This is a genomic window from Aurantibacter sp. UH7, assembly GCF_056839165.1.
On the sequence record NZ_CM166388.1, the window covers coordinates 2,854,154 to 2,870,219 of the forward strand.

Genomic DNA, 16,066 nt, shown 5'->3' on the forward strand with positions numbered 1-16,066 from the left:
ACTAAGAAAATTATTGTGCTTAATTTATACTATTAAAAAAGATATTTATTTTCTTTTGACCGCTACAACATAGGTCGCTACAATAGTTTCGTCAAGCACTATGTGAACATCGTGGATACCGGTTTTAGTAAAGATGTGTTCTAGCGTTAAAACCTGCTCATTTGAAGAAATTTTAGGCGTTATACTTTTATTTCCGCTTCCTCGGTCTATTAGCAACTTAATAGTATCAGTTTGAATATCACCATCATGCTTAAGAGAAAAGCTAATTTTTTGATTTTTGGCCGATGATAATTTCATTTTCTCTGGTGTCAAAGGAATTATATTTGGCTTAAAAGCTTCCTTATAAACTATTGGTCCTTCAATATAATCTTCAAATGAAGGAGGGTTTGGCATAAGAGCCCATTTCTGGTCTATGGGATAATGATTTTTAATAAATAACTGCGGGTCAGCTAAAAAGTATCCGTCGTAATAATCACTTTCAAATCGTGGACCATCTTCTTCCAATAAAATTCTACCGGCAGACCAAGTAGGATCACATAAATACCATATGTCGTTCAATTTAATTGCATTCCACGAATGGTTGGGCAAGCTATTTTCATTTAAAATTAGGGTTGCCGTACGCCCATAACCATCAATTATCATACAATTAAGATTAGCTAATCTTGCTAATTCTCGTAATAAAAAAGCGTAACCTGTACAAGCAGTTTTGTGCTCTTTAACCAATTTGTGAAATACTTTTGGAAGATAATCATTATTCCATTCGAGTAGTGCTTCTCTATCGTCGGCTAGCTTTTTACGTTTTTTACTCGTACGTAAATAGGAACTGTAATCGTTTTCAATATTGGTGCAAACCCAGGTATAAATAGCTCTAAATTTTTCAACATCAAGCTCTAAGTCTTTAGTTAATTTATGGCTAAGAATAGGAAGGTTTTTTAGACTTTCATCTTTGTGAATAAGCGCAATACTATCGGCTTTATTAAAATTAGCATCTTTAAATTCAGTGCGCTGACCAAACGAAAACGCACTAACAAAAAATACTAGTATTAGTACAATTCTCATTTTTTGAAAATTGAAGCCAACTTATTGAATACCCCTCTTTTGCTCTTGTAGGGGCCATCTAGTACTACTTCACCCATAAGTTCAACATCATATGCATCGAACGTGATAGTAATATCGATAATGTCTAAGTTACTACTGGGAATTTTGTATTGTTTTGTTTCGTAACCGATATAACTAAAAATTAAAACGTCACCAGTTTCCAAAGAATTAGGAAATTCAAATTTGCCATCAAGATCGGTTATAACACCTATTGTTGTTCCTTTTAAAACAACATTCACGCCGGGCAGTGGTAAATTAGCTTCGTCTAAAACAGTTCCAGTTATAGTATGCTGAGCAATTATTTTGTTTTCAATCGTAGACTGAGGGTGACTAATGCACACTTCTGTAGTTGTATTTAAACTTGCCAATTCTTGTGCATTTATATCGTTAGAAATACATAGCGCCAATAATGAGAATCCTAAAATACCAAATCCGGATATAAAATTTTTGTTCGTCATATTTTGTGTATTTGTTTCATAGCTTTTCAATTGAGAAGATTTAAATCTACCGCAAATTTTATTTGTATTCGAATGCAACTGTTCAATTAAGTCCGTATCAGACATATTGGTAAAATCAATTACCTCTTTTTGGCAGAATCCACAGAATCCACCTTTTTTAGTAGTATTAAAATTATCAAATTTTTCTAAACAAGGCTTCTTTACATTTATACTTATGTTGTTTTTCATAATCTTTGGTTTATTATTATACCGCAATCTATAGTGATATAAGATTAGAAAAAACGTCTAATTAGTGAATGGTCACTTTCATTGAGTGAAATCGCTAAAAAAATATTATTAATTCACATTTACGCGTAGCCCTTCGGAATGGCTTGAAAATTCAGGGGCGTACATGCTTTGTATCGTTGTAATGCCATTACTAAATTCACCTGCATTATTCACTCGTAAATCATATTCGAAAACATAAACTCCTTTTGGTAAATAATCAAAAAAGAAATTAGTGCTGGCGTCTTTGGTACTCTCGTAATAACCCAAGCCATCTTGCCATTTGTAGCTAGAAATCACATTAATAGGCTCAAAACCTGCAGCACGCATGTCTTTCATGTGTAAAAATTCCATGTCACGATCAGAACGTAATTCTATCCGTACCCGCACCAAGTCTCCAACCTTTAAATTGGTCTTGGGGGTTATCTCGGAAATTTCTTCACCGGTATCCGTATTCTTTTTAAGGAATAATTTTTTCTTTAATTGTAATGGAGTTTTAGCGGAGGTGATTTTATCAAGGTCTTCAAAATATTGCCAATACAATGCACCCCATGCGATACCTTCTCCTTTTTTGTCCATCTTAACTTCGGCCATTGCTGAATTGATTTCAGAACCGGTCCATGAAGTTTTATAATAACCGGTACCGGCTTCAACTTTTACATTGTCAAGTTTAGTAGGCGTAATTTCTTTTTTACCTACCAATACGGAAACTGCATCCGTTACAGAAAGCCAATCGCTACCTTGTAATAATAAAGCGTAAACGGCTTCTGTTGTAGCCTTTGTTGTACTCCATTGATTAGTTTGTTTGTTTTTTAATAACCAAATTTTAAGATTGTCAATTGTTTTGGTGTCATTTCGAATTTCACCAAAGGCTTCAATTATTAGTGACTGGGTTTCAATGGGAGCTTTATGCCAATACCAAGAAGCGGCATTTTCTTTCCAATACATGCCTAACTCATCTGAAGTAATACTATTCTCTTTTAAAGATTTTAATATTTTGTTTGCGGTTTTAGCATCATTATTTCGGTGCGTAATTAATGCCAACATTCCTTTGGAGTATAAATTGCGATCCACCCAGTAGTTACTTGCTTGCTCATGATAATATTTGGTAATCGCTTCAACCTTATTAGAAAGTGGTATATTCTTAAAGAAACTACGCATATATAAATAGTGAATTTGCGTATTACTTAAATGATCACCATCAAGATTATCAGTATAGCGTTTCATCTGCTCATACTCCTTCACGAATTCAGCATCTAAATAGTTGATTGCATTTAAAATCATCTGATCTTGTTTGCCCAATGCTGTTGAGCTAACATTTAATTGTTTTAAATGACCAAAACCGGTTATTATATGTTGCGTAATAAATCGATTATCACGACCGCCTTTAAACCATGACCATGCGCCAGAAGATTGCTGGTTTATTTGTAATTTTTGCAAAGCATTGGCTTGCTCATTTTTCATTTTATCTAAATTGAACAAAAGTGCAATGCGTTTTTTCTGTTCACTTTCAGTCTGGGCATCTCGTAGCCAAGGGGTTTCTTGAATTAAGAGTAATTTCAATTCTTGATTTTTTTCAAGATTACTTAATAAGGCATCTGAATTTCGCCATTGCTTAAACACTTCCTGAATTCGTTCATTAGCATTAACAATGTGGCTGGCCAGAGTATTTGCGTAGTATTTAGAAAATAGTTGCTCATTACATTCGTACGGATATTCCATTAAATAGGGGAGCGCCTGTACGGCATACCATGCAGGATTACTAGTTATTTCTAAAGTTAGCTTATGGTTTTTAAGCGTAGTTGAAGAATTGTTTTTTAGTTTGTCTAAAGTGAAAGTCTTCGATTGATTGCTACGTACCCACATTGGTAAAGTTTCTGTTACCAAGATTCTATTGGTTAATACAGGTAGTAGATTTTGTTCGCCATCACTAAAATCACCAGCTTTAGCAATTATTTTGTATTGTATCGCTTGAATTTCTTCCGGAATATTTAAGCGCCAAGAGACTTGTGTATTGTTTAACGAGTCTACTTGAAATTTTTTTGAAGCATCATCCAAAGAATCTATAAGTTCCGCAGAAATGCTTTTCCCTGTAACGGCATCTATAAATTCAATTTGCGCAGTGCCAGAAAGATTTTTGTTAGACAGATTTGCAATTTTCGAACTAATAACAAGCGCATCTCCTTCGCGTAAAAAGCGTGGTGCATTAGGCGTAATCATCAGTTCTTTTTGGGTAACTGTTTGTTTGGTAGTATATGCACTTTGTAAATCTCTACTATGTGCTAATAGTTGCAGATTCCATTTGGTAAGTGCTTCCGGGGTTGTAAAATTAAATGATACGTTACCTTCACTGTCAGTTCGTAATTGCGGAAAGAAAAAGGCAGTTTCTTGTAAATTCTTTCGTATTTGAACTGCTTCTGTGTCTTCAATATTATCATTTTCTATATTTAAAGATTCTTCAGTGTCCACTGTAAATGTGCCAGTTATATTTTTCTCTTTTTGCACTCCATATCCAACAATAACCACTTCATCAAGTGATTCGCCAGCATCCATCATCATTTCTGATTCCGGCGCACTTGGCGATTTTCTTACCATTGAATGTTCATTAAACAATCTTAGACGGCCACCATTTCCAAAGTAAAACCCAAACCAATTAAAAGTGTCAAAGTTCTGATCGGAATAATTATAAATTCCGTCTGTAGAAGCGAATACACGAAATGAATTTAGGCCATAACTTTGTTGAGCATTTGAGTAAATGGCGCTATAATATGATGGGCGATAAATAGGGTTAAAACTCCACGAATGTCCTCTAAAAGCATCTAAGGATGCGTCATACATACTTGCTAGAAGTTCGGAACTAACTTTTTCGCCTTTTGTGCCTTTTATTTTGAAAGACCATGTTTCATCTGTACCAGGTTTTATTTTGTCTCTAAATGTTAAGGTTTCAATTTCTAGATCTTTTTCTGAATAAGGAACGCTTATATTTTGGTTGCTATATTGAAAAGAATTAAACGCTGAAAAACTGTAGCTAATGGCAAAACCTCCTAAATCTGATTGCGTAACAGGTATATTTATAGATGTACAATTGTTGTTTAGACGGATGATTTTTGTATCTACAATGTGTTGGTCTTTTTCAATAAATAAAGTCACCGTCATATTTTTGGCAGCACTAGATAAAGTAAGATCTACGGTATCTCCAATTTCATATGATGTCTTATCTGTATTAATTTGAAAAAGTTGATTGTCTGCTAGCCGTTTGTCTTTGTCACTATAAAGTGATGTGTGCACAATATCTTTTACTTCTTGACCAAATTTATCTTTGGTTTCAAGTTCAAGAACATATTTCCCGGAAATGTATTTCTTTAAATTTTCTAAGGACACTTCTTCAGATGTCCCGGTATTAAAATTGCTTTGCCATACTAATTCTCCTTTGTCCCAGTTTGTATAATCGGCTTCATTATCATATGCTTCATGGGGAAACAATTTTTTAAATTCTGTTTTGGTAAACCCATCATAATCTGGAGCATCCCATGGTCTTTTGCGCAATACATTTTCTGGTGCTATTAACTTGTACATTTTTAAAGTTCCTTTTGCAGGTACAAATTGTCCGTTGAGGTTTCTTGTTGCAATATTGGCTTTGTGGTTTGCTTTATTTTTATCTAAAATGTCGGGTATAGAAATGTCGGCGTTTAATGTATGGTACCCAACTTTTACTATTGTAGTTGCACTGTGTGTTTCACCATTAATATCGGTGACATCTGCAGTAATCTCATAACTGAAGGTAGGTAGGTCTTTTGCATTTGTATTCTTCTCAGGAATCGCTTTAAAATTAATTCTATACGCTCCAGAAGCATCTGTTTTGGTTTCGCCATGGGCAATTTCTTGCGGTGAAGTATTAAAATGTGGGCGGTACCAATAGTACCATCTCGGGTAATACACAACACGTTTTACACGATAGTTAACTTTAGCATCAGTTATAGTACTACCTGAATAAGCATTGGCAATTCCATTTACAGAAATGCTATCATTAACTTTAAATGTTTCGGTAACAGGTTTAAAAGAAGTTTCAAATTTTGGTCGCTTATATTCTTCAACTGAAATACTAGCATAACCATCAAAATAAGGTGTTTCTGCATATGCTTCTAGAGTAAAATTACCTGTTAAGCCGCTGGATGGTACAATAAATTCACCCGAAAATGAACCATATTCATTTGTGATAAACTGTTGTGTTGTTACTTCCTGATTGTTGACGTCTTTTAAAACTACATCTACTTTTACATTTTCTAAAACACTCGATTTATTAAGTGTTCTTTTTAACGCAATTCCTTTAAAATATAACGGTTGTCCCGGTCTGTAAATACTGCGGTCAGTAAATATAAAAGCAACATTGTCTCCTTTAAATTTTTCTGCAGTATAAGCTGCATTAAGATAGAAATCCTTGTAAAAAGCAGTCTCTTTTTCATACTTAATTAGAATTGAAACATCGCGCCAGTTTTGTTCAGTAAGTGCAATAGAAACCATGCCCAATTTATCCGTGGTCTTGGATTTTATTTTTCTGGGCCCATTGTATCCTGTTTTGTAGTCAAATTTAACTGTTGCACCCGTTATTGGGCTGCCATTATTTCTATCAATTACCTGAAAATTAATAGTAGAAGGAGTTCTTGTTTCTACCAATACAAAATCGGTAACCTGAACAATGCTGTAGGCAAATGTTGCATGTTTATTTAATGAAGGCTCAGCAAATAGTACATATTGGTTGTTGGGTAATGTTGGAATAATTATTTCGGTACTATGATTTTGATAATCGTTTTCATCTTTTAAACTGGCTTTCCATTCTTTTAGTATAGGCAGTTTTTTTAAGAATGCTAACTTCTTTGGCTGCTCCCATAATTTATTTAATAATACTATTTGCGAAGACGATATTCTTCTAGCTGAAAGCTCTAATTCATTATGGTTTTTGTAATTTACTAGTAATCGTGATGGTTTATTTATTGGAATATGCTTTTCGCTTTTAATAGTCAAAGTCTGAGCCTGTAATTGCGATTTTAGTACTTTGCATTTTTCAGAACCAATACTATTTGGGTAATTTTTAATTGCCAAATCACAAATTTCCAATGCTTCTTTTAGTTTCCATCTATTTTCTACGCTTTCTTTAGGTTGATACGTATGGCCTAATTGCTGAAAAACTTTGGCTTTTTCATATTGATAAAGTGCAATATTTTCATTATTCTTAAAACTTGAAATTGTGTTGTTTAGCACTTCAATATAGATTTCGTCTTTATTGTCAAAAACCGCATTGGTATAAATAAACTTCAAGCGCTCTATATCTATTCTTACTTGTGCATCAATGGTAGCATCTGCAATATGTAGTTGAAGCAATTCTTGGTAAATTTTTAAAGCCTTTGCTTGTGACGAAGTTTTATCTGTTTGATCTATTTCTATATCTTTATACTGTAGCGATTCACAAAGAAATTGTGGATCATCTATTTCGAATTTATCTGCAGGTCTGGTAATATTATTTTCACTGGCCTTATAAAATAGTAATGCTGTATGTGCCAATACATCAAATAGCGATGGACGATATAATTCTGAACCTTTTTGTTTATGTAAGAGCGTGTTGTAATCTTCAATTGGTAATGAACGGAGTTTTTTTGCATTTGTTAGCGAAGCATCAAAATGAATGTTTATTTCTTGAAAAAGGGTATTTAAATCCCAAGTCCTAAAATCTATTTCATCAACTTTAGTTTCTGTTTTAGTCCTGTTGTAAAATTGATAACGGTTATTTTGAAAATACTGCCAATACATATTCGCCAAATAACCATGGAGTATATTTTTTGTCGGAAATTCTGCTTTCGCTATTTCAGATTTAAAGTCATTTGTAATAGCAAGTTGCGCATCTTCCTCCAACGTCATGGCGTATTTAGATTGATACAGCATGGCTTTAACTATTTGCGGACTATTGTTTTCTTTCTTTGCTTTAGCAGAAATTGTTTCAACTATTTTTAGAGCAGAAGTATTTAAGGCTTCATTTTCTAATTTTTGCACTTGTTGCCAAAGTTTATTGTACGAATCACCTTTTTCTTGACTCTGTGTCATTTGAGAATAGAAAACTAGAGTTAATATTAATAAAGCTTTTTTCATCTTATTTTTTTTCGAATAAAATTTTCAGTCGCGAAATTGCGGTGAGCATACTATATTTTGTTACAAAGGTATTGGCAAAGATGATTCCATACTTCATCTTAAGCAATGAATAATTAGTGAAATACATTTTTGACTTAGTAAAGCCGCTGTATTAGTTTTTAAAGTGACTTTAGTAATCCGCCATCAATAGGAATTTGTGTTCCTGTAATATATGCAGCTTTATCTGAAGCTAAGAAAGCTGCTAAATAACCATATTCATTAGGGTTTCCTATACGTTGTACAGGAACTTTGGATTCCATTTCTGAGCGTACTTCATGCTCAGAAATACCCAATTGTTTCGCTTTTTTTGCATTTAATTGCGAAATTCGTTCGGTATCGAAATAACCTGTTAGAATACTATTTACAGTAATTTGGTCTTTGCCAACATCGGTTGCTAAAGATTTCGCCCAAGTAACTACGGCAGCACGGATAGAATTTGATAATGCCAAATACGACAGTGGTTCTTTGACAGATACGGAAGCTACATTTATTATTCTTCCCCATTTGTTTTTTTGCATTTGTTTTAATGCCAATTCTGTGGTTAAAACTACCGTTTTAAATAGTAAATCAAATGCTTGTTGGTAATCGTCAACATTTTTTTCTAAGGCATTTCCTGCGGCAGGACCTTGTGTATTATTGATTAAAATATCTATTGAATTTGTCTCAAAAAAATTGGTAATCGTTTTTTTATAATCATCATAGTTAGAGAAATCAACAACTAAATAGTTGTGACTTTGTCCTTTATCTGTAGGTAAATATGCAACTATTTTCTGCAGCTTATCTGTACTACGTGACATGAGTGTAACGCTGGCGCCACATTCGGCTAATTGAATTGCAATAGCTTTTCCAATACCCCCACTACTACCACCTACTAAAGCTTTTTTTCCTTTTAAAGATATGTTCATTCGAATGAGATTTTTTTATAATACGAGGTTTGTAAAACAGTCACAAGGTAATCAGAATAATGCGCAAAGAAAAAACCCAATGATTTTTAAATCATTGGGTTTTTACAATTATAACTATATATAAAATGGTGTGGTTTGGGCGTATTTAAATTTTATTTCCAATCAACAATTACAAATTCGCAACGTCTATTAATTTCGTGTTGTTCTTCAATACATGCTTCTTCAGTAGCACATTTAACAATAGTTTGAGTTTCGCCATAACCTTTGGCTTTCAATCGTTTTTTATCGATACCACTTTCAACTAAATATTCATAAACTGAATTTGAACGTTTTTGCGAAAGTTCTTGGTTATACTTATTATTTCCACGAATATCAGTATGCGTACCAATTTCTAACTGTATGCCTTTATGGTTTTGTAATATGGTTACAATCTTATCGAGTGTTTCTTTAGATTTTAAACGAATGTACCATAAGTCGTAATCGAAATAAATCTTTGGTTCTGCTTTGATAATAATTCTGTCACCATCTCTTTCGATTAGAGGTTCGTTGGCAATAGCTTGTTCAATACGATTTTTTCGTTCTTCCTCAGCTCTAGCTTTAGCTTTGATTTCTTCTTGCTTTTTAACTTCGGCTTCTCTAATTTTTTCTTCTTCAGCTAAAGCAGCAATTCTTTTTTCTTCTTCTTTTGCTTTACCAATATTGATAGCTTCTTGTCTATCTAATTCAGCAAATGTTACTAATTCTAAAGAACCATCTTTAATACTGCTACGCTCTTTGTCAGTAGCAACCTTTTTTGAGTTTTCTTTATAATTTGTTTTTCTACCAACAACTGTATATTGTGTTTCGCAGGTAACTGTAAATTTAAACTCAGCATTTTCAGATGCTGTTTGAGTTTGGATAACTGTACCTTCACTATCTAAAAGGTTTAATTCAGCAAAAGGAATAATTTCTTTTGTAGTTTTATCAGTAATAATACCGGCAATAAATTGTTTGCAGTCTTCAATAACCAATGGTTTGGTTTCTAAGAATCGGTAAATATCATCGCTACCTTTTCCATCTGGTCTATTTGATGCGAAAAATCCTTCTTTTGCATGTTGATCCATACTAAATGAGAAATCATCATAACCAGTATTTAAAGGCTTGCCAATATTATTAGGTTTTTGATATCTTCCATTTTCATTTTTTGATACGAATACGTCTAATAAACCAAAACCAGCATGACCGTTAGATGAGAAATAAAGATTATTAGATTCATCTATGAACGGAAATTGTTCTTTACGTGCAGTATTAATTTCTTTACCAAGGTTTTGAGGTTCACCATATTCACCTACATCATTAATTGATACTGAATATAAATCTAATGAGCCGTGGCCTCCTGGTCTATCTGAAGCAAAATACAATGTGCTTTCCGAAGCATCTAATGCAGGGTGTTCAGTAGAGAAATCATTACCATTAAATGGTAATTCAGTTATATCTTGCCACTTATCATCTTTCCAAGTAGCTCGGTAAATTTTCAGTCTAGAAATTTTATCACCATCAGTTCCTCTTTTACCCTTTAAGAAGTTGTTACGTGTAAAATAAAGTGTACTTCTATCTTTAGTAATTGCAAATGTAGCCTCGTGCATTTTAGTATTAATGCTAGATGAGAAATCTTTACTAATACTATCACCCTGTGCTAATTCGCTAATAGGGTGTGAATACATGTCTAAATAATTCTGATTATTCCAACGATATTTCTTCGCATTTAAAGGGATTTTAGTTTTTTTGGCTGCAGCATAAACTACATTATCGTCTACTCTTAAAGCACCAAATTCAGAATTTGGAGTGTTGAGCGCAACATTTGTTAAACTAAAACGATCACCAATAGCATCAACATTTTCTAAATGTTTTAATTGGGCTTGCAATATTTCTACCTGATCTGTATTATTAATTGAAGCATAATAGTCCATAAGAACCTCCGTAGCTTCTTCGTACTCGCCAATTGCTTTTAAGGTTTGACTATACTTAAAGTAATAGCTTTCATCTAAATTTTCTCCATAAACAGAAGTTAAGTATGAATACCATTTTGCTGCATTTGGCAATTGATACGTATTGTAATAACTATCTGCCAAGTTTTTAACTACGACAGAGCTCTTGTTTGTTTTTGCAATATCCTCATAAAGCGGAATTGCATCTGTGTAAAAAGCACGATCAAAATAGGTGTTAGCACGTTTCAAATCGTCTTGTGCAAAAGTTGTCTGTGCACAGATAAGAAACAATAATGTATATATAATTTTTTTCATAGCTTGTTTTCTAGTAGAATCTTGGTGATTTATCATAACCTTTGTTAAGACCTAATAAATCAAGGTCGAAAAGAACAAATATTTCATGTGAACCTGAGCTAAAGTCGCTTAAGTTCGATAGGGTGTAATCATATGCATAACCAATGCGAAGCGATGGTAATACTTTCATGTTAAACATGGCACTAACCGAATCTTCTAATCTGTACGATGCACCAACTTCGAAACGATTGTTGAATAATACATTTAAAGAACCGTCTATAGTAAGCGGTGAACCTTGTACTATTTTAGACATTACAGATGGCTTTACTTTAAAGTTGTCACTAACTTCAAATACATAACCTGCTGTTGCAAATACGTGCATAACTTCAGAGCCTTGAGTACTTACTCCGTTTTGAGAGTCTAAATATTTTGTAGATAACAAGTTTGGAATAGATAAGCCAGCATAAAAGTTCTGTCTATTATAAAAAGCACCGATACCTATATTTGGTAAACTAGTGTTTATGTTTTCATTAAAATTAGGGTCATTTTGAAGTTCTGGTAGTCTGAAGCCACTAAAATCGGTTTCATAATTTGTAACCCCAGCCTTAAGACCTAATGAAAGGTTGCTAACATCATCCAACTTTAAAATATAGGCGAAATCAATGTAAAGGTTATTTTCTTTAACAGCTCCGTCACCAATTTTATCAGAAACAATTGAAATTCCTGTTTCAATTTTCTCGCTTACTGGTACGTGAGCAAAAAAGTTTAAGGTTGTTGGTCCACCAATAGCACTAACCCATTGAGAACGATATAGCGTTCCGAAATTGATTCGGCCCAAATCATTTGTGGTATATGCAGGGTTTACAACACTCATGTTGTACTGGTACTGCGTATATTGTGGATCTTGCTGAGCACGAAGCGCAAACTGAACGCAGAACAAGAAAATACTTATATATATTGTTTTTTTCATCTTATCTGAAATAAATGATTCGTGTGGTTAGCGGTTTAGGAATAGTCGGCCTTGAATAGGTTCGAAGCCATCTTTATTATAGTTTACGATGTAGAAGTAAATTCCATTAGGGGCTTCACCACTACCTTGATCGCCATCCCACGATGGGTTGTTAATATCTCCTTTAAATAATGAAGTACCATATCTATTAAGTATTTCATAAGTGAATTCAGGGAAAATAGTTTCTATGTTAGGAATGAAATAAGTGTCATTTCTTCCATCACCATTTGGTGAGAACCCGTCTGGTATAAAGAAGTCATACGTTACAGGGTCGCAATTAGATAAGTCAACTGTTACCGCAACTCTATCTGGTAAACTACAACCCGTATCAGGGTCAGAAGTCTCAGCGTAATACGTAGTTTGAGATATTAAAAGAGCAGAATCAGCTAAAGGTGTTCCGTCTTGTGGTTGGTCGTACCATTCTACATCAAAATCTGATGTATTTTCTAGTGCTCTTAATTCAGCAACAGTTGGTTCATCAAGCGCACATAATTCTAATGATGTAAATTGTAAAGAAGCTGATTCAACTGCAACTACTGTAGGAGTAATTTCTACACGACTAGAACTTTCACATCCGCCAGCATACGTATATGTAGCAAAGTAACTAGTTGCATCTGCTAAAGCAGTAGTAGTAGCTAATTCTGTTCCACCAGTTGCAGCATCAAACCAAACTACTGTTTCGCCATTAGGAGCATCAACTTGTAAATCGGCAATTGTTGGATTATCAGATCCACAAAATACTGGTGCAGATTCTGATGTTGTTGGATCTGTTGGCATTATTAATGCTACAGTAACTCCAACTCTAGTCGCAACAATACAACTGTTTGAACTATCGGTACTACTTAGATAGTAATCTTCACCGTCAACAATTTCGGTTGTATCAGGTAATTGTGCTGAACTAGTTTCGGTATCGAAAAAAGCAACATTTCCTGTAGTTGTATATGCAATATCAGCTAGTGTAGGTCCAGGTGCAGCAAAATCATTTGTACAAAAAGTTTGGCTGGCTTCGGCAGTTATTGATGCTGGTCCATTAATATCGATAATACTAAAGGTAGTTTGTGGAGTATTAACTAAATCGCAAATTTCAGCACCTCCAGAATCTATTATTCCAGTAACTACTACATCTAATGTTTCATTTGTTGGTACATCACTAGGTAATGTCATAGTAAAGCTACCAGAACCATTACTTAAGTCAACGGCACTTGATGTTAACATGTAATTACCGGTGCTGCCAGTAACAGTGTAATCAATATCGTATGTGCTATTTGGTAAAAGAAGTTCATCATAACTCACATTAAGAATATATGGTGAACCAATACAATAATCAGCTCCAGAAATAGAAGCTCTGAAAGTATTTCGAATTCTTATGGTTGCGGATACGGTTGCAATATCACAAACAAGATTCGTAGGTATTATCTCGTAATCAAAAGTATAAGAGCCAGCTCCCGAATTGTTGTAGATATCTTGAATATCAACAAATTGATTTGGAAGATCAACATCATTTTGACTCCAAGTTCCATTCATATCTTCACCATCCAATAGATTATTAAGATTGAAATTTGTAAGTCCAGAAAAGTCATCTTCAGAACAAAGAATTAGTGTTTCAGGAGTACCTACAACAGGTACTCTGTGTACTTCTAGAATTACAACAGCTTCACGTGCTGGACAGGATCCAACCGCTGCACTTGTATATCTAAAGGTATATTCGCCAGGTGTTACTATTGTTGCGTCAAAAGTATTGTCGGTTAATGCACCAGTTGGAGCATCTTCAGACCACACACCGTTTATATCTTGAACCTGCCCATCTTGATTACTTCCTAAGAAGCTATAAAGGTTTACATCATTTTCGTTATTACATGCATTTGCACCACCATCAATATTATCTTGTCCGGGATATCCTCCTAATACTATGGTTACAATAGCAGAGTCGCCACATAATGGGTTGTCATATTGAAATTCATGACTGCCAGCAACATATATTTGCCATAAGTCTAATTCACCAGTAGCTTCATCTAACGCTGTGGAGTTGGATCCAGCGAGTGCTGTCCAAGTACCACCAGCTAACGGAGTGCCACCAAGTGCGGTATAAAGATCGTATGTTCTATTACCCGTGTCTTGTTCTTTATTACATACAGTAACTGTATTGTCGGAACCAGCACATTGAGCATTTACTTGTGTAAAACTCAAGAGAAATATAAATACCGACAGAACAAGTATTGATTTGTTGAAATTCTGGTAGGTCATTGTTTTTTAGTTTAAAGCAATCTATTACAGCTTACGAACGAACAAAAGTATGCGGCTTGTATTCGATAAAGTAAAGAATGTTGTGAAACGCATTAAAAGAGAGGTGAATCCTACGAAAATTGTTAAAAACATGAAAAAAAGTGTATTATATCGATATTATCCATCATTTTATCGGATTTTTCTTACAATTGAAAATTGTAATCTTCTACCTAGTTTTTTTTCAATGTTTATCTTTACGGACTAAATTTCTATAATGACTATTCATTTTATTGCAATTGGAGGCAGCGCAATGCACAACTTGGCTTTAGCGCTAGAGCATAAAGGTTATACAATTACTGGAAGTGATGATGTTATTTTTGAACCTTCGAAAAGTAGATTAGCAGATAAAGGACTATTGCCAAAAGAGTTTGGTTGGTTTCCTGATAAAATTAGTGAGAACCTAGATGCAGTAATTTTGGGTATGCATGCCAAAGCCGACAATCCTGAATTATTGAAGGCACAAGAATTGGGTGTTACTATTTACTCCTATCCCGAATTTTTATACGAACAATCAAAAGATAAGACAAGGGTTGTAATTGGTGGTAGTCACGGTAAGACAACCATAACTTCTATGATATTACATGTTTTAAACTATCATAATAGAACAGTAGATTTTATGGTTGGTGCTCAATTAGATGGTTTTGACCGTATGGTACATCTAACAGAAGAGAACGATTTTATAGTTTTAGAAGGAGACGAATATTTATCATCACCAATAGATAGACGTCCAAAGTTTCATTTATACAAACCGAATATTGCGTTGTTAAGTGGAATTGCTTGGGATCATATTAATGTATTTCCAACATTTGATAATTATGTTGAACAGTTTTCAATTTTTACAGATAGCATTATAAAAGGCGGAAGCATTACATATAACGTAGAAGATCCTTTAGTAAAGAAAGTTGTTGAAGCTTCTGAAAACGCAATTCGTAAATTACCTTACGAAACTCCGGCATACATAGTTGAAAATGGGCATACACTTTTGGAAACTCCAGAAGGTCCAATGCCTATTGAAGTATTTGGAAAACATAATCTAAGTAATCTTGCGGGTGCTAAATGGATTTGCCAGAACATGGGCGTTGACGAAAATGATTTTTATGAAGCGATTGCAACGTTTACAGGAGCATCTAAACGCTTGGAAAAAATAGCTGAAAATTCAACCTGTGTTGTTTATAAAGATTTTGCACATTCTCCTAGTAAAGTAGCGGCAACAACAAAGGCTGTAAAAGAACAATACCCGAATCGAAAAGTAATAGCTTGTTTAGAATTACATACTTATAGTAGTTTTAATCCTGAATTTTTAAAAGATTATAAAGGAGCTCTGGACCCTGCAGACATAGCTTCAGTATTTTATTTGCCGGAATCCGTAAAAATTAAAAAGTTGAAAGAAGTTACTCCCACTCAAATTTCGGAGGCATTTCAAAGAGGTGATTTAAATATTTTTACGGAATCTTCTGCTTTTAAAGATTTTGTATTTCAACAAGATTATAAAGATGCGGTACTACTTTTAATGAGTTCTGGGAACTATGGAGGTTTAGATTTACAAGAAGTTAAAGATTTAATTGAAGCTTAGTTTTTTTAAGTGACTTAAAGTTAGGTTAATATCAA

Annotated in this window: 8 protein-coding genes; 1 reads left to right on the forward strand and 7 read right to left on the reverse strand. The window is 34.0% G+C overall.

The features are described 5' to 3' along the window. Positions 1-45 precede the first annotated feature (45 nt). The 7 genes from UH7x_RS11885 to UH7x_RS11915 form a co-directional block, all read right to left on the reverse strand. Positions 46-1,059 carry a transglutaminase domain-containing protein gene (locus tag UH7x_RS11885; protein WP_482360151.1) on the reverse strand — a complete coding sequence of 338 codons (1,014 nt, stop codon included), beginning with the start codon at positions 1,057-1,059 and terminating at the stop codon, positions 46-48. Continuing rightward, positions 1,056-1,784 carry a carboxypeptidase-like regulatory domain-containing protein gene (locus UH7x_RS11890; protein ID WP_482360152.1) on the reverse strand — a complete coding sequence of 243 codons (729 nt, stop codon included), beginning with the start codon at positions 1,782-1,784 and terminating at the stop codon, positions 1,056-1,058. Before UH7x_RS11890 ends, UH7x_RS11885 begins: the two co-directional genes overlap by 4 nt. A gap of 108 nt (positions 1,785-1,892) precedes the next feature. Beyond that, positions 1,893-7,961 (reverse strand): alpha-2-macroglobulin family protein, encoded by a 6,069-nt coding sequence (locus UH7x_RS11895; protein ID WP_482360153.1) that lies wholly within the window; start codon positions 7,959-7,961, stop codon positions 1,893-1,895. 158 nt (positions 7,962-8,119) lie between these two features. Continuing rightward, positions 8,120-8,905: an SDR family oxidoreductase gene (locus tag UH7x_RS11900; RefSeq protein ID WP_482360154.1), complete on the reverse strand. Its 786-nt coding sequence runs from the start codon at positions 8,903-8,905 to the stop codon at positions 8,120-8,122. A 152-nt stretch (positions 8,906-9,057) separates the two neighbouring features. Then, entirely contained in the window at positions 9,058-11,187 is a 2,130-nt protein-coding gene (locus tag UH7x_RS11905) for an OmpA family protein (protein ID WP_482360155.1), read from the reverse strand. Positions 11,188-11,197: 10 nt separating this feature from the next. Next, positions 11,198-12,136 carry a PorP/SprF family type IX secretion system membrane protein gene (locus tag UH7x_RS11910; RefSeq protein WP_482360156.1) on the reverse strand — a complete coding sequence of 313 codons (939 nt, stop codon included), beginning with the start codon at positions 12,134-12,136 and terminating at the stop codon, positions 11,198-11,200. Between the two features lie 27 nt (positions 12,137-12,163). Further along, entirely contained in the window at positions 12,164-14,419 is a 2,256-nt protein-coding gene (locus UH7x_RS11915; protein WP_482360157.1) for an Ig-like domain-containing protein, read from the reverse strand. 253 nt (positions 14,420-14,672) lie between these two features. Here UH7x_RS11915 and UH7x_RS11920 point away from each other — a divergent pair, with 253 nt between their 5' ends. Further along, positions 14,673-16,031 carry a UDP-N-acetylmuramate--L-alanine ligase gene (locus tag UH7x_RS11920; RefSeq protein ID WP_482360158.1) on the forward strand — a complete coding sequence of 453 codons (1,359 nt, stop codon included), beginning with the start codon at positions 14,673-14,675 and terminating at the stop codon, positions 16,029-16,031. The last annotated feature ends 35 nt before the right edge of the window (positions 16,032-16,066 follow it).